General features: G+C 42.0%; 15 protein-coding genes. 5 read left to right on the top strand and 10 right to left on the bottom strand.

Going from position 1 to position 22373, the window contains the following annotated elements; all coding sequences use genetic code 11:
• Positions 1-224 precede the first annotated feature (224 nt).
• The 3 genes from pth to IZT61_RS09825 all read right to left on the bottom strand — a co-directional run bounded on the left by pth (position 225) and on the right by IZT61_RS09825 (position 2600).
• Positions 225-785, bottom strand: a complete 561-nt coding sequence (pth, locus tag IZT61_RS09815) for an aminoacyl-tRNA hydrolase (RefSeq protein ID WP_196100960.1) — start codon at positions 783-785, stop codon at positions 225-227.
• 206 nt (positions 786-991) lie between these two features.
• Complete coding sequence (locus IZT61_RS09820) at positions 992-1576, bottom strand: 50S ribosomal protein L25/general stress protein Ctc (protein WP_196100961.1); 585 nt, start codon at positions 1574-1576, stop codon at positions 992-994.
• 82 nt (positions 1577-1658) lie between these two features.
• Positions 1659-2600, bottom strand: a complete 942-nt coding sequence (locus tag IZT61_RS09825) for a ribose-phosphate pyrophosphokinase (protein ID WP_196100962.1) — start codon at positions 2598-2600, stop codon at positions 1659-1661.
• Between the two features lie 333 nt (positions 2601-2933).
• On the opposite strand from IZT61_RS09825, the gene IZT61_RS09830 reads away from it, so the two are divergent.
• The 3 genes from IZT61_RS09830 (at position 2934) to IZT61_RS09840 (ending at position 10325) form a co-directional block, all read left to right on the top strand.
• Positions 2934-5960, top strand: a complete 3027-nt coding sequence (locus tag IZT61_RS09830) for a protein O-mannosyl-transferase family (RefSeq protein ID WP_196100963.1) — start codon at positions 2934-2936, stop codon at positions 5958-5960.
• Positions 5961-6401: 441 nt separating this feature from the next.
• Positions 6402-9434 (top strand): glycosyltransferase family 117 protein, encoded by a 3033-nt coding sequence (locus tag IZT61_RS09835; protein ID WP_196100964.1) that lies wholly within the window; start codon positions 6402-6404, stop codon positions 9432-9434.
• A 336-nt stretch (positions 9435-9770) separates the two neighbouring features.
• Complete coding sequence (locus IZT61_RS09840; protein WP_196100965.1) at positions 9771-10325, top strand: REP-associated tyrosine transposase; 555 nt, start codon at positions 9771-9773, stop codon at positions 10323-10325.
• A 572-nt stretch (positions 10326-10897) separates the two neighbouring features.
• Here IZT61_RS09840 and IZT61_RS09845 read toward each other — a convergent pair.
• The 6 genes from IZT61_RS09845 to IZT61_RS09870 all read right to left on the bottom strand — a co-directional run bounded on the left by IZT61_RS09845 (position 10898) and on the right by IZT61_RS09870 (position 19380).
• Positions 10898-11860 carry an acetyl-CoA carboxylase carboxyltransferase subunit alpha gene (locus IZT61_RS09845; protein WP_196100966.1) on the bottom strand — a complete coding sequence of 321 codons (963 nt, stop codon included), beginning with the start codon at positions 11858-11860 and terminating at the stop codon, positions 10898-10900.
• A 53-nt stretch (positions 11861-11913) separates the two neighbouring features.
• The gene (locus IZT61_RS09850) at positions 11914-12777 is read right to left on the bottom strand and encodes an SPFH domain-containing protein (protein ID WP_196100967.1); all 864 of its coding nucleotides are present in this window, start codon (positions 12775-12777) and stop codon (positions 11914-11916) included.
• 10 nt (positions 12778-12787) lie between these two features.
• A complete protein-coding gene (locus tag IZT61_RS09855; RefSeq protein ID WP_196100968.1) occupies positions 12788-12955 on the bottom strand; it encodes a hypothetical protein in 168 nt (55 codons plus the stop codon).
• Positions 12956-13256: 301 nt separating this feature from the next.
• Positions 13257-14837 (bottom strand): SusD/RagB family nutrient-binding outer membrane lipoprotein, encoded by a 1581-nt coding sequence (locus IZT61_RS09860; protein ID WP_230383926.1) that lies wholly within the window; start codon positions 14835-14837, stop codon positions 13257-13259.
• 19 nt (positions 14838-14856) lie between these two features.
• Positions 14857-18132, bottom strand: coding sequence for a SusC/RagA family TonB-linked outer membrane protein (locus tag IZT61_RS09865; protein ID WP_230383927.1), 3276 nt, complete (start codon positions 18130-18132; stop codon positions 14857-14859).
• Between the two features lie 186 nt (positions 18133-18318).
• Positions 18319-19380 carry a FecR family protein gene (locus IZT61_RS09870; RefSeq protein WP_196100971.1) on the bottom strand — a complete coding sequence of 354 codons (1062 nt, stop codon included), beginning with the start codon at positions 19378-19380 and terminating at the stop codon, positions 18319-18321.
• Between the two features lie 513 nt (positions 19381-19893).
• Between IZT61_RS09870 and IZT61_RS09875 the strand changes: the two genes are divergently transcribed.
• A complete protein-coding gene (locus IZT61_RS09875; RefSeq protein WP_230383928.1) occupies positions 19894-20166 on the top strand; it encodes a GIY-YIG nuclease family protein in 273 nt (90 codons plus the stop codon).
• 486 nt (positions 20167-20652) lie between these two features.
• A complete protein-coding gene (locus IZT61_RS09880; protein WP_230383929.1) occupies positions 20653-20925 on the top strand; it encodes a GIY-YIG nuclease family protein in 273 nt (90 codons plus the stop codon).
• A 592-nt stretch (positions 20926-21517) separates the two neighbouring features.
• Here the strand turns inward: IZT61_RS09880 and IZT61_RS09885 are convergent.
• Complete coding sequence (locus tag IZT61_RS09885; RefSeq protein WP_196100974.1) at positions 21518-22072, bottom strand: RNA polymerase sigma factor; 555 nt, start codon at positions 22070-22072, stop codon at positions 21518-21520.
• Between the last annotated feature and the right edge of the window lie 301 nt (positions 22073-22373).

The following is a 22373-nucleotide window of genomic DNA, read 5'->3' on the forward strand; positions in this document are numbered from 1 at the left end:
TACAGAGCAGGAAGCTTAGAGAAATGCCTTTAGCTTTGCTTATTATTCGATGAATAATTAGAATGAACTATCAATCTGAACTCGATCAATTCAAGCGGCCGTCATTGCGAGGCTGGATGCGAGCGAGCCGAAGCAATCTTTCTCCAATAATTGTTCTGAAGATATTGGTTCACCCTACCGCCAAAACCATTTTTTAAGTTCGAAATAAATAGGCATAACGCAACTTATTTGTTAAAAGCAGTCATCGTGTGCGCGGGGCCAACAGTTACGAAGCTTTTGATCAGTTCGACACTCTTATCAATGAGGGCCGGAATTTCCAGCTGTTCATTTTTATCGAACTGGCCAAGCACAAAATCTACCTGACGACCTTTTGGGTAGTCACTTCCAATGCCGAAACGTAATCGGGCGTAGTTTTGACCGCCGCAAACCTCTTCAATACTTTTCAGTCCATTATGCCCGGCACTCGACCCTTGCAGCTTTAGGCGGAGTTTCCCTAAAGGCAGTGCCAAATCATCAACAATAACGAGCACATTTTCGGGAGCAATCTTAAGTTCTTTCATCCAATAGTTTACGGCCTTACCACTGAGATTCATAAAAGTGGTCGGCTTAATCACATGAAGTTTCTTCCCTTTAAAACTCACTTCCGCATAGTAAGCCAAACGAATATTCTCAAAGCTTCCACTTAAGCCTTTCACCAATTCATCTGCAATATCAAAACCTATGTTGTGCCTTGTATGCGCATAATCGGGCCCAATATTGCCTAAACCAACTATAAGATATTTCATGGCGCAAAGGTAGGAAAAAGTTGGGAGTTGGGAGTTTTGAGTTGAGAGTTGGGAGCTCGGAGTCCCGAGTCTAGAGTCGGAAGTCTCGAGACTAAAGACTAAAACTTAAATGCGAAAACGTAAAATATGGTTCACAAAAAAAGCGATGCAACATTTGCACCGCTTTTTTCAAATCAAGGAAATCCTGATAATCTTGGAAATCCTGATTATTTTTTACCTTTTGCAGCTTCAGTTTCTGCTTGTTTTAATGCTCTAGACATTGCAACTGATACGATAGTATCTTCTGGAGTGTTGGTAATTACGTAGTTCTGACCTTTAAGATCGCGAACACGGAATAAGCTACCCACTTCTAATTGCTCTAAGCTTACCTCAACGTTTTGTGGCATGTTAGCTGGCAACGCTTTAACGCGAAGTTTACGTAACTTTTGGATTAATTTACCCCCCATTTTAACACCTGGAGAAGTTCCTGTTAACTTAACCGGAATTTCCATCACGATTTCTTTTTCGTCGAATAACTGAAGAAAATCGATGTGCATTAATACGTCGGTAAGTGGGTGGAATTGTGTGTCTTTTACGATTGCTTTTGTTTTAGCACCGTTCACATCAATTTCCACAAAATTTACTTCCGGAGTATAAATAACATCTCTTAAATCAGCGATCAACACAGCTAAGTGTTTTTGCTCATTTCCACCGTACAATACCGCCGGAACCTTACCTTCGTAACGAAGTTCCTTGGCATCGCGTTTCCCTACGTTCTCTCTTGGAGAACCGCTAATAGCGATTGTTTTCATTTTATTTATATTTATTGTTTATTATTATTAGCAGTATCAGGTATCAAGACCTTCCGCCTTAAACCCTCTACCTTCAACCTAATTACACTCTAAACAGGTCGCTAATTGATCCATGCTCATTTACATTGGCAATTGCCCTTGCAAACAGTGCAGCGGTACTTAGCACCCGTATTTTATCACTTTCTTGTTTTAGCGGGATGGTATCTGTAACGATCAACTCAGTCAAAACCGAATTTTCTACTGTTTCTACAGCTTTACCCGATAATACGGCGTGTGTACATACAGCCCTAACGCTTGCGGCACCATTCTCCATAATTAAAGCCGCAGCTTTTGATAAGGTTCCGGCAGTATCGCAAATATCGTCAATTAAAACCACATCTTGTCCGGTTACGTCACCGATAATCGACATTGATTCGATTTCGTTGGCACGTTTACGGCGCTTATCGCAAATAATTACCTCCGCATTAAAAAACTTGGCAAAGGTACGGGCTCTGTACGAACCGCCCATATCTGGCGATGCAATGGTTAAATTCTTTAAATTTAAGCTTTTGATATAAGGCACAAAAATAACCGATCCGTCTAAGTGATCAACCGGAATATCAAAAAAACCTTGTATCTGCGCTGCATGCAAATCCATTGTCATAATGCGGTGAATACCTGCAGACTTCAATAAATTTGCCACCAATTTGGCGCCAATTGCCACACGCGGTTTATCCTTTCTATCCTGGCGAGCCAAACCATAATATGGAACTACTGCCGTAATATAATGTGCTGAGGCCCTTTTAGCGGCATCAATCATTAAAAGCAGTTCCATTAAGTTATCGCTGGGCTGATAAGTAGATTGGATTAAAAAAACGTCACTACCACGAATCGATTCGTCAAAAGAAGGTTGAAATTCGCCATCACTGAATTTGTGAATGGTTACGCTACCAAGCGGTTTGCCGTAGTGTTCAGCAATCTTAAGTGATAATCCTCTTGAACCAGTTCCGGAGAATAACTTTACCGGGTTAAACTGCAATGGCATAATCCGTGTAGTTTACGGTTAAAAAAAATCGGATCGTATCTGGTGAGATACAATCCGAACTGAAATTTAGTTGTCCGACCTGGATTCGAACCAAGACAAACGGTACCAAAAACCGTTGTACTACCCTTATACTATCGGACAAAAACGTATCGAGGATATTTCCCCGAAAGGGAATGCAAATGTAGGAAGCATATTTTAATTATGCAAGAGGGTATTTAAAAAAAATAAAAAATTATTGCTAACTAATTGAAAGTCAAAAAAAATTATTCGCACGGTGCAACATTGCATTTCAAAATCCGACTTTTTAGCTAAACCTAACCATTAACATAAGCTATGACTTATTCAAAAATCAATACCCTTGTTGGCTGGATATGCTTTTCCATTGCAATAACCACCTATGTTTTAACTTTAGATCAATCTGTTAGTTTTTGGGATTGCGGTGAGTTTATCGCCTCTGCATTTCGCCTCCAGGTGGTGCATCAACCTGGCGCACCAATTGTTTCGATGGTGCAAAGGCTGTTTTCGACTTTCGCATTCGGAAATAAGACTATGGTGGCCTATTTCATCAACTTGTCGTCGGCGCTGGCAAGTGCAGGGACTATTTTGTTTCTGTTCTGGACGATTACCGCATTGGCAAAGAAAACCATTGTAAAGCCCGGCGAAGCAATAAACCGTTCAAAAACCATCGGCATCATTGGCGCTGGCTTAGTTGGCGCTTTGGCGTATGCTTTTTCTGATAGCTTTTGGTTTTCGGCTGTCGAGGCCGAGGTTTACGCCCTGTCATCGCTCTTTAGCGCAGTATTATTTTGGGCGGCCTTAAAATGGGAATCGCAGGCAAAGGAGCCCCGGGCCGATAGGTGGTTGCTTTTTATCGCCTATTTGCTAGGCTTATCAATCGGCGTACACTTACTAAACCTGTTGGTTATACCGGCAATAATTTTTGTTTACTTTTTCAAGAAAACGAACAACCCAAATTGGAAAGACATTGTTAAGGTTTTTCTTTTATCGATTTTGGCACTGGCTATCGTTCAGTTTGGCATTATACAATACCTCATCGCGTTTGCGGCAAGCTTCGATTATTTCTTCGTAAACAACCTTGGCCTTTCTTTTGGATCGGGAATTTTAGTTTACGCCATCTTAATTGTCGGCGGGTTAGTATACGGCATCCGTTATTCTATACTGAACAACAAGCGGGCGTTGAACCTGATCCTGCTATCGGTTTCGCTCATTATTTTTGGATACAGTTCTTTTGCCCTGCTCATTATCAGGGCTGAGGCTAAACCAAACCTCAATAATTACAATGTAGATAATGTTTATTCATTTTTAAGATATGTTGGTAGAGACCAGTATGGCGACAGGCCTTTGGTATATGGTCAAAACTACAATTCGGAAAAAATTGATATTAAAGTCACCGGCCGAATTTATCGTAAAGGAAAAGACAAATACGAATCGGCGGGGACCAGATCTGAATACGTTTTCGGCGACAAAACTCTTGCTCCGAGAATGTACAGCGACAAGGCAGAGCATGTTCGCTTTTATAAAAACTATATGGGTTTCGACGATCAGCATAAACCTACCTTAGTAGATAACCTTAAATACCTGTTCTCATTTCAGGCGGGGCAGATGTACATGCGTTATTTTATGTGGAACTTTGTTGGCCGACGGGATAATGAAGATGGCCAACTTGGTGGCCGCGATGGGGAATGGCTTAGTGGCATTAAACCAATTGATGCCTTGCGACTCGGTAGTCAGCATAACCTTCCGCCATCGATTACCGAAAATAAAGCTTATAACCGTTTTTTCTTTTTGCCCTTAATTATCGGTCTGATTGGTGCGGTATGGCATTTTAAACGCAACCAAAAAGATGCGGGCGTTATTGGTTTGCTGTTCGTTTTTACAGGCGTTGCAATAGTGGTTTACCTCAACTCGGTGCCGATAGAGCCGCGAGAAAGAGATTATGCTGATGTAGGTTCGTTTTATGCTTTTGCCATCTGGATCGGGCTTGGTGTTTTTGGCCTAAAGGAGTGGGTTTTTAAAAAATTAACGCCGGCAAAAGCTGGAATTTTCGCTTCGATGGCGGCTTTAATTGCCGCTCCGGTGCTTATGGTGAGTCAGGGATGGGACGATCATGACCGCTCTGATAGTTATGTAGCGCACGATATGTCGGTAAACTATTTAAAATCGTGTGCGCCAAATGCCATTCTTTTCACCTATGGCGATAACGATACTTATCCGGTTTGGTATGCACAAGAGGTAGAAAATATCCGTCCGGATGTTAGGGTTGTAAACCTAAGCTTGTTCACCGCCGATTGGTACATTGATGGGATGAAGAAAAAACAAAACGAATCGGCTCCCCTACCCATCTCTATGAAACCCGAACAATATGTAGAGGGGGTACGGGATATCATGTATTATCAGGATTATAAAATCGCTCAATATATCGAGCTAAAGGAGATTATGGACGTGCTTCTTTCTGATAACGATGCTGATAAAGTAGCAATGACGGACGGTTCAAAGTACAATGTGCTTCCTACCAAAAACTTAAAGATTACCGTAAATCCGAAACAGGTTTTGGATACTGGCACGGTACCAAAAGAAGATGCCGGTAAAATTGCAGACACGATGGAATGGACATACAACAGTGATTATGTTACCAAAGGAACGTTGGCCTTGTTCGATATTTTAACTCATAACGACTGGAAAAGGCCGATTTATTTTACCGGTGCCATGCCTGATGCGCAGTATGTAGGCTTAAACAAATATTTATACACCGAAGGGCTGAACAGAAGATTGCTGCCGCTGAAACCTGATATGAGTATTACTGAAGATTACGATCGTGTTAACGTGAAACCAATGTACAACAACCTGGTTAATGTTTACGGTTACGGAAACATCAAATACGCCAACCATCTGGACAGGCAATCGGCCGATGATGTGACTTATTTTTCGAATCTGTTCAACGGGTTGTTAACCGGCCTGATTAGGGAAGGAAAAATTGAGGAAGCTAAACAAGTGACACAAAAGTATTTCGATGTAATCCCCAACAAATTTTACACCATGCGCCAGGTAATGACCACTTTTTACTTTACCGAAAATCTGTACCGCTTAAACGATCTAAACAGGGCAAACGCAATGATTAATAAAACCGCAGCCTACGTTAACAAGGAACTGAACTATTTAACCGAAGTTTCGGAAAGTGAAAAGCAGCTAGTATCTGAACAGAACATTCGCTTTTACTTGACGTTTCTCGGGCAGATGGCAAAATTGACCAAAGATTTCGATCAGACAGAGATGAGTAAAAAATTAGAACAGCAATACAACACTTTTATCGATCGATTGACACCATTGGCGAGTAGTTGATTGTTCATTGGTTCATTGGTTCATTAGTTTATTGGGAGGTTGCTGTGATGCTGAACGCAGTGGCAACATTTCGCAGCCGCTTTGTCAGGCTGAGCGGAGTCGAAGCCCCGAGCACTTACCTTTCGACTTCGCTCAAGGTGACACCCGACTTTGCACAAGGTGACACCCTACTCCGCTCAAGGCGACACCCGACTCCGCTCAAGGTGACACCCGACTCCGCTCAAGGCGACACCCAACTCCGCTCAAGGCGACACCCGACTCCGCTCAAGGTGACACCCGACTCCGCTCAAGGTTACACCCGACTTACCATACACATTAGAAGCTAAAGCCGTTAAATTTTGTTAAATCAATCCAAAAATTTACCTGTTTTATCGACGAGAATAGTTAATTTCGGCAGCATTTTTATGTGAACGTTATTTTTTAATATCATTATACAAACCAATGAATTATTCAAAAGTCAATAATATAATAGGCTGGGTCTGTTTTTTAATTGCCACAACAACTTACATTTTAACGCTTGAACCATCTGCCAGTTTCTGGGATTGTGGTGAGTTTATTGCATCGGCGTTTAGAATGCAGGTGGTTCACCAGCCCGGTGCGCCATTATTCTTAATGATTCAACGCTTCTTTTCAATCTTCGCTGCTGGCGATTTAACCAAAATTGCTTATTGGATGAACGTTGGCTCTGCTGTTTGTAGCGGTGCAACGATCTTGTTCTTATTTTGGACGATTACGGCATTGGCTAAAAAAACCATTATTAAAGCTGGCGAAGAAATTTCAACAAGCAACCTAATCAGCATTATGGGGGCGGGCGCAGTTGGTGCCTTGGCCTATACGTTTTCAGATAGTTTTTGGTTCTCTGCTGTAGAATCGGAGGTTTACGCACAATCATCGTTGTTTACCGCAATTGTATTTTGGGCCATCTTAAAATGGGAAGCACATGCCGATGAGCCACGTGCCGATCGCTGGTTGTTGTTTATCGCCTACATTATGGGGCTATCAATCGGTATTCACTTGTTAAACTTATTAACTATTCCTGCAATTGCATTCGTTTATTACTTCAGAAAGACGGGCAAAGCAACTGGAACAGGCATTATAAAAACATTAATTGTTGGGATCTTAATCCTGGCCGTAATTCAATATGGAATTATTCAATACCTGGTTTCATTTGGTGCTTACTTCGATTTATTCTTTGTAAATACACTGGGCATGGGTTTCGGTACGGGAATTATATTTTTCGCCATCTTGCTAATTGGAGCCTTGGTTTGGGGTATCAGATACTCAATTAAACACCAAAAGAAACTGTTAAATCTGGGCTTGATCTCTACTGTGCTCATCATTTTTGGCTATGCCTCCTTCTCGATGATCGTTATTAGAGCAAAAGCCGATCCCAACCTAAACAATAGTGCCCCAAAAGATGCTTTCTCTTTTTTAAGCTACCTTAACCGTGAGCAATATGGCGACAGGCCCTTGTTGTTCGGCCCGAATTATAATTCAGAAAGAACAGGCTTAAGCGAAGGTAAAACACTTTGGAGAAAAGGCGCTGAGAAATATGAGGTTGCAGGTAAAAAAACCGATTACGAATACAACAATAATACATTGTTGCCACGAATGTACAGCGACGACCATGCTGCTTTTTACAAAGAGTGGATGCGCCTGGACGATTCTAAAAATCCAAATCTCGTAGATAATGTGGGCTTTTTGTTCAGCTACCAAATTGGCTACATGTACATGCGTTATTTTATGTGGAACTTTGTTGGCCGCCAAAATGACGAACAAGGTCAGGGAAGCGGACATGAGGGCACCTGGATTAGCGGCGTGAAGCCAATAGATGCGATGTTGCGTGGTCCGCAAGATAATTTGCCGCCATCAACGGTTGATAACAATGCCTATAACCGATTCTTCTTCTTGCCATTAATTATCGGAATTATTGGTGCACTTTGGCACTTCCAACGCAATCAAAAAGATGCTGGTGTTGTAGCCTTGCTTTTCTTCTTTACGGGCATTGCCATTGTTTTATACCTAAACCAAAAGCCTTTAGAGCCTCGCGAGCGTGATTACGCGTATGTGGGATCGTTTTATGCGTTTGCCATTTGGATAGGGCTCGGCGTGCTGGGCCTAAAAGAATGGGTGTTCAAAAAACTTACCCCTACCATGGGGGCAATCGGCGCAACGGTGATCGGTTTGTTAGCTGCCCCCGTAATTATGGCCGAGCAAGGTTGGGATGATCACGATCGCTCGACCAAAATGGTTCCGCATGATATTGCTTACGATTATCTGCAATCCTGTGCACCGAATGCCATTCTGTTTACCTATGGCGATAACGATACTTATCCGCTTTGGTATATTCAGGAAGTAGAAAATGTTCGTCCTGATGTGCGTATTGTTAACCTCAGTTTGTTCGACACTGATTGGTACATCAACGGTTTGAGGCAGAAACAAAACGAGTCGGCACCGTTGCCAATTACCATGAAGCCATCGCAATATGTACAAGGTGAACGCGATGTAATGCCTTATGATGATTATAAAATTGCCGGCGCTATCGAACTTAAAAATATTGTAGACTTATTGTTATCGCCAAACGATGAGGACAAGGTTGCCATGCAGGACGGTACAAAATCGAACTTTTTACCAACTAAAAACCTGAAGATTACCATAGATCCTCAACAGGTAATTAGCACAGGAACGGTTCCTGCTGCCGATGCCGCGAAAATCACTCCGGTAATGGATTGGACTTTTAACAAGGGATATGTTACCAAAGGAACGTTGGCCATGTTCGATATTTTGGCTCACAACAACTGGAAACGTCCAATTTACTTTGCATCTACAGTGCCTTCTGAGCAATTTAATGGTTTAGATAAATACTTGTATAGCGAAGGATTGGCTTTACGCTTAATGCCACTGAAAGCAGATACTGCATCGGGTGAAGAAAAAACAGAACAGTTGAATACGCCAGTCCTATACAACAACGTAATGAACAAATTTAAATGGGGCAACATGAAAACGGCAACCTATTTAGATCCACAATCATCTGATGATACTTTTATCTTCACCAATATTTTGAGTAACCTAACAGGAAGCTTAATTAAAGAAGGTAAAATTGCTGAGGCTAAAAAAGTTGTAGATAAATATTATGATGTGATGCCTCAAAGGTTCTTCGGCATTCGTACCGTTGTTGTTAAATATTACATGGCAGAAAATCTTTATAAGCTCGGCGAAAATGCAAGAGCGAATGAAATATTAACGCAATCGGGAGATTACATTAATAAAGAGCTGACTTACCTAGCCGATTTATCGCAGGCTAAAGGTTTAACAGGATCGCAGAGCATTCAGACAGGTTTGTATTATTTAAATAGAATGATCAATACCAGTAAAGCCGCGGGACAAGACAAAGTGAGCAATAATCTGCAAAAGATTTTTACTGGCTTAGAAAGTCGCTTATCGATGTTCTTTCCGCAAGAAAGTCCGCAATAACAGTTTCTAAGTGAATAGCAAAGCAGCTACATTAATTTGTAGCTGCTTTTTTTATGCTGCTTGGGTTGGCCACAAACTATGTTTTGTTACCTGATGGTCTGCCGAAGTGGAAAAATAGCCACGCAAAAAAGCATTGGATGTGGTTTCATCGTAAAATACGATTAGCTATTTACACACTCGTTAGAAACGAGCGTGAGCCCTATACTAAAAAGCCAGCATAAAAAGCCTGCGCTCGTTTTTAACGAGCGCATACATAGCTTCACGATTTTATCGTAACATTCTACGAAAAATTGGAACCACAACCTAAAGTTGTATAAAAAAGTTTAGCTTTATAGTATGTCTGATCAATACAAAGCCTATAATCCAGAAGGAATCTATTTCCTAACATTCACCATCGTAGATTGGGTGGATATATTTACCAGGATGACTTACAAAGAAATCGTCATAAATTCATTAAAGCATTGTCAGCAACATAAGGGCCTGGTACTTTATGCCTATTGTTTAATGACAAATCACATCCACCTGATCGCTTCTACAAGTGGAGAGATCAAACTCTTTGAAATTATCCGCGATTTTAAGAAATTCACGAACAGAGCCATTATTGATGAAATCAATGCAGGCAATGAGAGTCGTAAAAAATGGCTGCTGAACAAGTTTGAATTCGCAGCCAAGTATCTTAAACGAGTAGAAAACTATAAAGTGTGGCAAGACGGCTACCATGCCGTTGAATTGATTGAGGTCAATTTTACTTATCAGAAACTAAACTATATCCATCAAAATCCGGTTAGGACAGGTATTGTATCAGAGGCTGAGCATTATATTTATAGTTCTGCATCAAACTACTCAAGTTTAGGCGGGGTTATTGAGGTAGAATTGTTGGACGTATATTGAACCTGACATGTCTTTTTCATCGTAAAATACGATTAGCTATTTACACACTCGTTTTAAACGAGCGTGAGCTATAGGTGTATTGAGCCCGACATGTCTTTTTCATCGTAAAATACGATTAGCTATTTACACACTCGTTATAAACGAGCATGAGCATAAGCCTTACATGCCTTTCATCGTGAAATACGATTAGCTACTTGCACACTTGTTATAAACGAGCGTGAGCATAAGCCTTACATGCCTTTTTCGTCGTAAAATACGATTAGCTATTTGCACACTCGTTATAAACGAGCGTGAGCCCATAACAAACACGCTTACACGCTTGCGCTCGTTTCTAACGAGCGCATGGATAACTTTACGATTTCATCGTAACCGATCACAAAAAAAACACGCTTGAACTCGTTTCTAACGAGCGCACAGATAACCTCACGATTGTATCGTAACAGATCACAAAAAAACACGCTTGCGCTCGTTTCTAACGAGCGCACAGATAACCTTACGATTGTATCGTAACAGGTCACAAAAAATCCCGCTCAGCATAGCCGAACGGGATGGATAATATAGTTAGTTAATGATTATTCGTTCACAACACCCATTTCACCGAATTTTTCAATTCGCTGTTCAATCATTTTATCAGTTTTAATCTTCCCTAAGGTAGCTAAATCTTTCACAATATACTCTTTTAAGGTCCTGCCCATTAATTCTGGATCTTGGTGTGCTCCGCCAAGCGGTTCAGGGATTATCCCATCAATTAGCTTGTTGCCGAACATATCGTCGGAAGTTAGTTTCAAACACTCTGCCGCCTTTTCTTTAAAATCCCAGCTCCTCCACAAAATTGATGAGCAAGATTCGGGAGAGATCACCGAATACCAGGTATGTTCTAACATGTAAACTTTATCTCCGATTCCGATGCCCAAAGCACCGCCCGAAGCACCCTCGCCAACAACAATACAGATAATTGGTACACGCAGCACCGACATTTCGAGCAAGTTTCTGGCAATGGCCTCGCCTTGTCCGCGTTCTTCGGCTTCTAAACCTGGGTAAGCACCCATGGTATCGATAAACGAAATAACGGGCTTATTAAATTTTTCGGCCAGGCGCATCAAACGTAGCGCCTTGCGGTAGCCTTCGGGGTTTGCCATACCGAAATTACGAAACTGACGCTCTTTTGTATTTTTGCCTTTTTGGTGCCCAATTATCATAACCGTTTGACCATTTATGGTAGCAAATCCCCCAATAATTGCCTTGTCATCTTTAACCGTTCTATCGCCATGAAGCTCGATAAAATCGTCGCAAATCATGCTAATATAATCGAGTGTTTGCGGGCGATCAGGATGGCGGCTCATTTGAACCTTGTTCCAACCGGTTAAGTTTTTATATAAGGTGTTTGTGGTTTCATTTAATTTGCCATCAAGCTCGTCTAACGTGGCAGACATATCTACCTTTGTTTTTTCGGCAACTTGTTTAACCTTTTCTATTTGCTGAACCAGGTCGGCAATGGGTTTCTCAAAATCGAATGATGTTTTTATTTGCTGCATAATTGAACCACAAAAATAAGTAATTATTTTTAGTTTGTGGCCAACACTTTAATTTACTTTACCGGGAGCATGAAGCTTGCATTGCCACCAGCTTGCGTAGTTGGCAATTTACCATCCCATTTCTGTATCCATTGTTGCTGCACCAATAATGGCGTTAGCGATTGTTGCCTTAAGCGATTGGCCTCCGATTCTGCTTTTGCCCTTACCAGTAAGGCCTGTGCTTCGCCGGTTGCTGTAGCCACTTTAACCTTCGCTTCCGCATCTGCTTGTTTGGCCTGATTTTCTGCTTTCAATCTTGCCTGTATGGATGCATTTTTTTCGTCAATCATTTGTCGTAAGCTTTCTGGAGGCGTAATTGCAGATGTTAGCTGATCGTAAATAAAGCCGTCTTTACTCAGGTTTTTGGTTAAGATCATTTGAATGCGATCTTCAAAACGCTCGCGGTTACTCATCACCGAATCTGAACTGAAAGAGTTGGCCACGATACGGTAGGCATCATAAATGGTATTACGCATAAACTGTTGTTCGATTTCTGCCAGCGGCTTGCGGTATTGTCTGTAAATTTGAGGAACCATAGTCGAATTTACATGGTAATTCAATTTAGGATCGACCTTAAACTCGGCGGCATCTTTGGTGGTTACTACAAAAGGCTCATAATCTACCGATTGTGTAAAAGTAGGAAACTCAACAATTTTGGTTGTCCAGGTATTATACCACACCCGGCCGGTAACAATAGTAATGTTATCTACACCACGATCGGAGCCATAAAGGTTTATTTTGATGCCCACATTACCGGCATCAATATTTTCGTAAGTAAAAGGTTGAACTGCAATTACAATGAGCAGTATTACCATACCGGCAATAAGTCTGATTAATTTTTTATACAGTGTTTTTTTCGTAGCGTCTTGATATTCCATTAGCGTTAATTTATTTGAATAGTTTTTTAAGCGGAAAATATAGCACAATTAAACCTAAAACAACTTCTCCAACACCAATCCAAACCTTCAAATTGGAGGGTTGACTGATATTGTTTACGCCGAATGTGATAAGTATAATTGCCGCAATTATGCTGATTAGATTGAGAACGAGTTTCATTGTTACGAAAGTTTATTTGTGTAAGTTAAAAAAACAAGAACGAATTTCCAAAGCTCACTAAACTAATTAGGAATCGGTTGTAAGTGTACAGAAACTTAACCGATTTAGCGCTGCTCGAAGCATAAAGCTGGATGAACGCGAATAGCTGCAGTAACATTGCGCTCAAACTTCTTTTAAAACACATCCAAATCCTTACAGCCGCGGTAACCGAAATTCACGTGAGAAAACGTTACGCATGAAAAAACCGACACTGCTACTTGCAATGCCGGTTAATAAAATATAGGGATGAGATGATACTTTTTTATTTATCCCACCATACTTTTCCAACTAATTTATCGCCACCGGGGACCGCCGCCGAGGCTGCCTTATAGTTTGCAGCGTTCGAAACGCCCTCTACAAGTGGATACGGGAATCTGCGTGGAATAGATCCGCCGGTGTTGGTATTTGGATATACAATTGGAACCAGTGCCGGAATGCCCGTTCTGCGCCAATTAGACCAGGTTTCGTAAAAATCGAGCATGGTAATGGTGTGCGCCCAGTATTGCGTTGCAATCATCTCCAGGCCATTTGCTGCTACATAAGGGTGCGCTGCCAAATAGATTCCTGCATCGTTTGTACCAACCGCCATGCTTGCATCGTATTGCGCAAGGAATGTCATTGCCGCAGTTACCCCGGCGTTGTAATGGGTAGCTGCAGAGCCGCCAATACCAAAGCGTTGCGCCGCCTCGGCCCAAAGCAATTCGGTTTCGGCGTAGGTTAAAATGAAGGTATTTCCATCGCGTTTCAACATGCCCGGATTTGGCGAAGAGTAATCGGTAAAATCGGTGTAAGACGGATCCTGGCGAACATCTCTACCTGCTGTACCACTCAAATCCTTCCCGTTGGGCATGCCTTTTTGTACCGATGCAGTGGTAACAAAACCGGGGTTTTGCCCTTTCGTTTGGTCTGTTAAATACAATTTGGTTACCGCAACCTTACTCAAGCGTGGGTCGTTATTGGTTTTTAAATAGTTGATGAAGGTACTGCTCCACCGGGTGTAAAAATTCTCCTGTCCACCATCGCCCAACAAAACCTGTGCATTTCTGTTTTGGGTAACCCTACCGCCATTCGCATCGTGCTTAAACATGGCATTGTCGGCATTATCCGTCATGGTTTTCCCTGCGGCTTTGTTAATGTAGGTCTGCGCCAATGCAGCATCGGCTTTGGTTAAGCGCATCGCCATGCGTAACATTAAGCTTGCGGCAAAACGCTTCCATTTCGCAATGTCGCCAGCATAAACAAGATCGCCGATTACGGCATCGCCGCCTGTGCTGAGTGCGTTTCCGGCCTCATCTACCTCTTTCAGTAAATCGGTATAAATGGCCTGTTGTGCATCGTATTTTGGATAGAGATTACCGGTATAATAACCTTTTCCGGCATCGAAATAAGGTATATCGCCATATAAATCGGTAAGACGCTCAAAAATGAGTGCTTTCCAGATTCTGCCCATTTGATGCACGTTGTTATATTGTGGCTTATCTTTTGTAAACTCTACCAAATCGGCAACATATTTTACCTGATCTGGATAGGCTTTTTCCCAATAAGCAGCAGTATAACCCTCGTTGAGCATATATTTATCTCCGGCCCAATAACTAATTACCGACGACATTCCCTGCATCATTGTAGCTGCATAAATTAAATTACCACGCCAGGTTTCGTAGGCGAAATCTATACTCCCGGTGTAATTTAACTGAGCGGTAGATAAAAGGTAATTTGGGTTGTATTGTTCCTGACCTACAGAAACAGGATCGGTATTTATTTCTTCAAAATCTTTTGTACAACTTGCTATCAGTGCTAACCCGGATAATAAAAGTGGTACGTATAATTTGTTAATCGTTTTCATTTTCAATTTTTTTAAAGGATTATAACTTAACACTTAAATTTAAACCGTAGGTACGCACCGGCGGTACGCCGCCCAGTTCCATACCCGGAAAGCTTGCATTGTAACTCGATTCGGGATCGATATTATCTGTTTTCTTCATGATGATGAAAAGGTTACGACCAACGAAACTCAAGTTTAGCCCCTTGATTTTGTTGTTGAACATTTTTGCAGGGAAGTTGTAACCTAAAATTACCTGACGGAACTTAATGAAGCTTGCATCTTGAACGAACTGTTTTGAAACGTTGCCTGCATAAGTGCTGTAATAGTTTGCCGCATTAATGCCAAGGGCGTCACGATTTTCCAATGTGGCTTGGTGCAGACCGAAAACATATCCATAATAATCCGTTGCCGAAAAGATTTTACCTCCCCATTTACCATCGATCAAAAATGAAAGATTAACTCCTTTATACGTGAACTCGTTAGTCCATCCCGCAGCCCATTTGTTATAGGCCGAACCATAAGGTTTTAACTCGCCCCTTTGAGGCGCACCATTGGTATCTTTTAAAATGTTTCCGTTTGCATCATACAAGAAATCGTAAGCCATAACCTGAGCAATGGCCATCCCTTCTAAATTTTGCAAAAAGCCAACATTACTTCGCGATGTAGCCAACAACTGCGATGCCGTACCAGGAGCAAGCGCGGTAACCTTGTTGTCGTTATATGATCCGTTCACTGTTGAAGTCCAGTTGAAGTCGGCGTTTTTAAGCACAACTCCCGATACCAACCCTTCTATACCCTGGTTCCTAAGCTTGCCAATATTTAAAACAGCGCCGTTGTAACCTGTGGTGGTAGAAGCAGGTACAGCCAGAATCTCATCTTTCGATTTTTTGTTGTACCAGGTAAAATCTACGTTTAACCTGTCTCCGAAAAACCGCAGCTCAGTACCAATTTCCAACTCGCTGGCACTTGATGCCCTTAAAGAAGCGTTCGGAATAGATGAGTTAACGATATTGCCCAGCGGACTTCCGTTAACGGATTCGCTGCGTAAATTGTAGTATAATTGCGTTTGGAACGGATTAAAAGCGGCCCCTACCATGGCATAACCTGCCCTTAACTTACCAAAACTTAAGAACGATGGTTTCCAAAGCTCCGAAAATACAAATGAACCGCTAACTGATGGATAAACCGTATTCAGTTTATTATCCTTACCAGGCGTTGCCAGGGTAGAGAACCAATCGCTGCGAATACTACCCGTTAAATACAAGAGATCTCTGTAAGCAAGTTCTAAAGTTCCATACACCGATTGCGTTTCTGCATTCGATTGATAAACAGAAACCGATTTCCCTCCCGTATTGGCTAAAGTATAAATACCAAAAATCTGGAACGAGGCGCCTCCGTTTGTAGTGCCCTCGCTCTCCGTACGGCGATAACTGGCACCAATGTTCGGTGTGATCGAGATATCGTCAATTTTGAATGACTTCCCGATCAAACCATCTACGTTGATATCCGAAAATTTGCTAATCTGTTCGGTGTAACCGCCATCCGCATCGTAAGCCGTTCCCGAAGGCGTTACCGCAACGTAATTATCGTTATAAGAATCTCTTCCGGCTCTTGCCTGTAAAAACAAACCATCATCAAAAGTATAACGGGCGTTTACCGAACTGAGCAACCTTTCTCTTTTAGTATTGTGGATAAAATCGTAAGCGGCAAACCAGGGGTTGGTGGCATACGGGTTTCCGGTATTGTAAGAAAGCTCGTTTCCATTCGGCGCTTTGCCCGGTTTAAGTGTCTCGATATTTACGCTGGTTGGCAAAAATGCGGCGTTATAGTTGGCATTTCCTGCACCATCTGACAGCATTGGGCGGTTTTTTGCTTGCTCCAAAATGTAATTGAAACGTGCATCAATTACTAAATTTTTTACCGGATCGAATGTACTTGAGAGCGTAAAATTCTGTCTGTTGAGCCCCGAATTTGGAACCACCGAGCGGTTTGTAAGGTCGCTGGCCGATAAACGAATAACGCCACCTGTAAACGATTTGTTCAAAGCGAGGGTATTGGTAAAGCTTCCGCCGGTTCGGTAAAAATCTTCGATGTTATCGCGTTGGGCACTATATCGCCTGCTCACCCCATCAAACTGAACTACATTCGAGCCATCCAAAGGTGCGCCCCAGCTCGAGCTTCCGGTTGATGCCGCGGCCAATTGCGTTGCAGGCTTTTCGCCGTTTACACCCTGCCCATACACGTATTGCCAATTGGTTCTGTCCATCACCTGTTCTGCAACGTAATTGCTGCTAAATTCGACGCTGTTTCCTTTTCCGCTTTTGGTTGTGATTAAGATTACCCCGGCCTTGGCCCTGTTGCCATAAAGTGCCGAAGCCGCCGCCCCTTTTAAAACGGAAATACTTTCTATATCATCGGGATTGATATTGCTGATGGCATCGCCTAAATCGGGCGCATTATCGTACTGGCCGCCGTTGTTGCCAATGCCGATTGTACTGCCAAAACCAACCGGCGAACTCTCCATCGGAATACCGTTTACCACGTATAGCGGTTGGCTGGACGGACCTAAGCTAGACACCCCGCGAATGGTAACATTGGTGGCCGCACCGGCACCGCCTGAAGTACTCGCAACATCCAAACCTGCTATTTTTCCAACCAGGGAGTTGGTAATGTTGTTCTCGCGTGCCTGCGTTAGCGTTTCGCCACCGATTTGTGTAACAGAGTAGCCTAAGGCTCTACGTTCTTTTTTAATACCTAATGCCGTTACTACTACATCGGTTAATTGCTTGGTATCTTCTGCAAGCACAATATCGATCGAAGTTTGCGATGCTATTGATACCTCTTTCGTTTGAAAACCTGCATACGAAATTACTAAAATGGCATTGTCTGGTGCATTCAATGCGAACTTTCCGTTTACATCGGTCGAGGTGCCAATGGCCGTGCCCTTCACCCTAACACTTGCGCCCGGAAGTGCAACCCCTTGTGCATCTTTCACCGTGCCCGAAATGGGAACCTCTTTATTTCTGCTAATTACGATCAGGCCCCCGTCAGAAACAGAGTACTTCAAATTTGTTCTATTAAGAATGGTGGCCAAAACATCGGTAACCAGTGTATTGGTTACGGTGATGCTTACATCCTTATTTACCGGAACATAAGAAGAGCTGTAAACAAAATGGTAACTGCTTTGCTGCTCAATAATCTGTAAAACCTTGCCCAACTTGGTCTTCTTTACATCGAGGGATATCTTTTCTTGCGAAAAAACCGATGCAGAGACATTAAGGCAAGTAATGAAAACCATAATACAGGTCAATTTCATTAGCATAATGAATTTTAAAAGCTTCCGGTATCTCGGATGCTCTTGCAGTGAGTAATAATAAATCATATTTTTGTTTTTTTTGGTTGCATAAATTCTTGGCAGCAATCTGTTTGCGCATAAACTGCCATTAATTAATCAAAGAAAAATGTTCAAAGGGCGGTGCTCCAACACCGTCCTTTTTTTATTCTACTTTGAGATGATTACTAAATCTCCTTTAATCTCATATTTAAAGTTCTCCACCTTTTGCAAGGCAGATAGTGCTTGTTCGATTGTTTCATTGCTAAAAGTTGCGGTGAAGCGATATTTTTCGACTTCGGCATTGGTAAATTTTATTTTCACATTATACCACTTTTCAAGGGCGCCCTTTATTTCATCAAAATCCTGATCGTAAATTTCAATGCGGTTTTTGGTCCAGGCGGTTTCTACTATTGTACTGTCCTTAATTAAAGTATAATGGTTAATTGTAATTTCTGGCCTTGATAACGATGGCTTTACCAGTTTTGCCCTTTTTTGAGGTTGAAGCGCATTTTTGTATACCGTTACCTTTTGGCTGGGTTTTAAGGTGATAATGCCGCTTCCGTTAACGGCCTCCATGGTAATTAATCCTCTAATCAAGGTTGCTTCCGAAGTGGTCTCATCAGGATAAGCCTTTACATTAAAAGCAGTACCCAAAACATTGATATTAAATTCGCTCGTATGAACCTGAAAGGGAACATCCTTGCAATGCACTACATCGAAAAACGCCTCGCCGGTTAAGTTAACCTCGCGTCTTTCTTTGCCAAATCCCTTTACTATTGACAGCGCACTTTTGGCATTTAACATGACAACGGTTCCGTCTGATAAGCGAATTTTTTTCCGTTCGCCACTTTGAGTTGCCCATGTAAAAACTTCTTCCGTTTGTTCCTGAGCCTTAAACCTGTTGTAGCTTAGGTAAGCCAGTGTTGCAGCGATAATAACGACTATTGTTGCGGCAATTTTTAACCAGAGAAAACTGCTACGCGTTTCTATTTTACCTTGCGGAAATAGCTTTTTACCGAGGTTTTCCACTTGTTCCGTTAACTTGCGCCGATTGCCGCTTAAAATTGAATATAGATTTTTTGCTTCGGTTATCACTTGCAACTGCTCAGGATGGGCTTTTATATATTTCTCCCAATATTCGATGCATAGCTCGTCGGTTCCGGCACAATATTGCTGAAATGTACTATCGACAAGGAAATCTTCTGCATTGAACTCACTTCTATCAACCATTACTATTTGCCTTTTATATATCAGTGCCGAAAAAGGTTACTTTTTCCTAAAGATTTTTTAACTTTTTTTTAATAAGCCGAAATGTTTTAAGAATGAATCGTCTTTTCGAGCGCCCGCCTGACCGCGGGTAGGCAGCCGCGAAATCTTTTAAAGATGGACCGTGCTAGCGCAGCTAGAAAATCCGTCTTTTCGAGCGCAGTCCGAGAAATCTTTTAAAGATGGTTGCCGCACTTTAGGTACAAAGATCTCTCCTCCCCAAGGAGCTCCTTTGGAGCGTTTCAGTCGAGATGACGACAGATCCACCGGCTCGTCCTTTCGAGCGCAGCCGAGAAATCTTCTGAAGATGATTGCCGCAATTTAGGTACAAAGATCTCTTCCTTTCAATCGAGATGACGACAAATCCACCGGTCGTCCTTTCGAGCGCAGCCGAGAAATCTTTTAAGGATAGTTCCTTAAAACTTTCGTACCTTAAATAAAACATGCATTATGGAACGAGGCGGCTGTATTTACATCATGACTAACTTTTTAAGAACAACACTCTACATTGGAGTAACCTCAGATTTACAAGCAAGGATTATTCAACATAGAGACAAGCTTGATCCCAAGTCTTTTACCGCAAAATATAATTTATCGATTTGCATTTATTACGAAATGTATCCTTCAATTGAAGAGGCAATTGCCAGGGAAAAACAATTGAAAAAATGGAACAGAGGAAAAAAGGAACGTCTAATAGACTCCCTAAACAAAGATTGGACAGATTTGTCACCGGAAATTCAATCATGGTAGTAAGCGACGAAGATCTCTCCGTTCCAGTCGAGATGACGATATGAGGAGTTCTGGCCAAGTTAACGGCCAATCCACGGCTCGTCCTTTCGAGCGCAGCCGAGAAATCTTCTGAAGATGATTGCCGCAATTTAGGTACAAAGATCTCTTCCTTTCAATCGAGATGACGATCAATCCACAGGCCGTCTTTTCGAGCGTAGCCGAGAAATCTTTTAAAGATGGTTGCCGCGCTTTAGGTGCAAAGATCTCTCCGTTTCAGTCGAGATGACGACAAATCCACCGGTCGTCCTTTCGAGCGCAGCCGAGAAATCTTTTAAAGATGGTTGCCGCACTTTAGGTACAAAGATCTCTTCCTTTCAATCGAGATGACGACAAATCCACCGGTCGTCTTTTCGAGCGCAGCCGAGAAATCTTTTAAGGATAGTTCCTTAAAACTTTCGTACCTTAAATAAAACATGCATTATGGAACGAGGCGGCTGTATTTACATCATGACTAACTTTTTAAGAACAACACTCTACATTGGAGTAACCTCAGATTTACAAGCAAGGATTATTCAACATAGAGACAAGCTTGATCCCAAGTCTTTTACCGCAAAATATAATTTATCAGTTTGCATTTACTACGAAATGTATCCTTCAATTGAAGAGGCAATTGCCAGGGAAAAACAATTGAAAAAATGGAACAGAGGAAAAAAGGAACGTCTAATAGCCTCCCTAAACAAAGATTGGACAGATTTGTCTCCGGAAATTCAATCATGGTAGTAAGCGACGAAGATCTCTCCGTTCCAGTCGAGATGACGATATGAGAAGTTCCAGCCGTGATGACGATCAAACCACAGGTCGTCTTTTCGAGCGTAGCCGAGAAATCTTTTAAAAGTGATTGCTGCACTCTAGGTACAAAGATCTCTCCTCCCAAGGAGCTCCTTTGGAGCGTTTCAGTCGAGATGACGATCAATCCACAGGCCGTCTTTTCGAGCGTAGCCGAGAAATCTTTTAAAGATGGTTGCCGCGCTTTAGGTGCAAAGATCTCTCCTCCCAAGGAGCTCCTTTGGAGCGTTTCAGTCGAGATGACCATCAATCCACAGGTCGTCCTTTCGAGCAGAGCCGAGAAATCTTTTAAAGATGGTTGCCGCGCTTTAGGTGCAAAGATCTCTCCGTTTCAGTCGAGATGACGATCAATCCACAGGCCGTCTTTTCGAGCGCAGCCGAGAAATCTTTTAAAGATGGTTGCCGCAATTTAGATGCAAAGATCTCTCCTCCGTAGGAGCTCCTATGGAGCACTTCGGTCGAGATGACGAATAAAGGTAGGTTTCAGTCGAGATGACGTCTGGAAAATCCCACTCGAGATAACACACTAAGCGTTAAACTCTTTCCTTAAAATCTTCAACGCATCGTAAATGGTATTATATGCCGTTTTGATGGTTTGATTGCTTTGTTCGGCAATTTGCTCGTAACTCAAGCCTTCAAAAAACTTTAAATGAATTAACTGTTTTTGCCGAAAGGTAAGTTTTTCGAGGGCATTTTTTAGCTGGTGCTTTACGAGTTCATCGCTTTGCACCTTAACGATAAACTCCTCGTAGCTCATTTCCATCCACTCACCATCAGCACCTGCGTTCAACAGTGCGTCGCTTACCTTGCGTTTGCGCTCCAAAATCCTGAGCAGCTTTCGCTTTAAAAATGTGCGGAGGTAAGCTTCAACGTTATCTACACGATTAAGTGTATCGTGTTTTTCCCAAACGGTGGTAAAAACGAGGTCGGTGGCTTCGCTTGATGTGTCTGAATCTGCACACACCCTGATCCCAAAATTGACCAGCGGATAATAGAGTTCCTTATAGAGATCAAAAAATGCATCCTTATCTCCGGCACGAAGCCTTTCCCACAGTAAGTGATGCGCTAATTTGTTATTCATTAAGGATGATTAGTTGTTAAAACAATATTAACGAAAATCATTAAGATTGTAACTAAAAAAGCCGCAGATTGACAGATTTTGTAAACTAATCTGCTAATCTGCGGCTAAATTTAAATGAAATACAAAGATATCTTAAAGCGCCTTACTAAAATTCATCTGGCGAAAGCGCAAAGTCATTGAGTTAAGGATAAATATATGTCGTAGCGTGACGCTACCAATGCCATTAAATTAAGGATAAACGAAAAGACTGACAATTGATAAGCTTAACTTAATAGCATCGGAGACGCTACGACGAGTTAGT

Origin of the sequence: Pedobacter endophyticus, from assembly GCF_015679185.1 — a bacterium.
GTDB lineage: Bacteria > Bacteroidota > Bacteroidia > Sphingobacteriales > Sphingobacteriaceae > Pedobacter > Pedobacter endophyticus.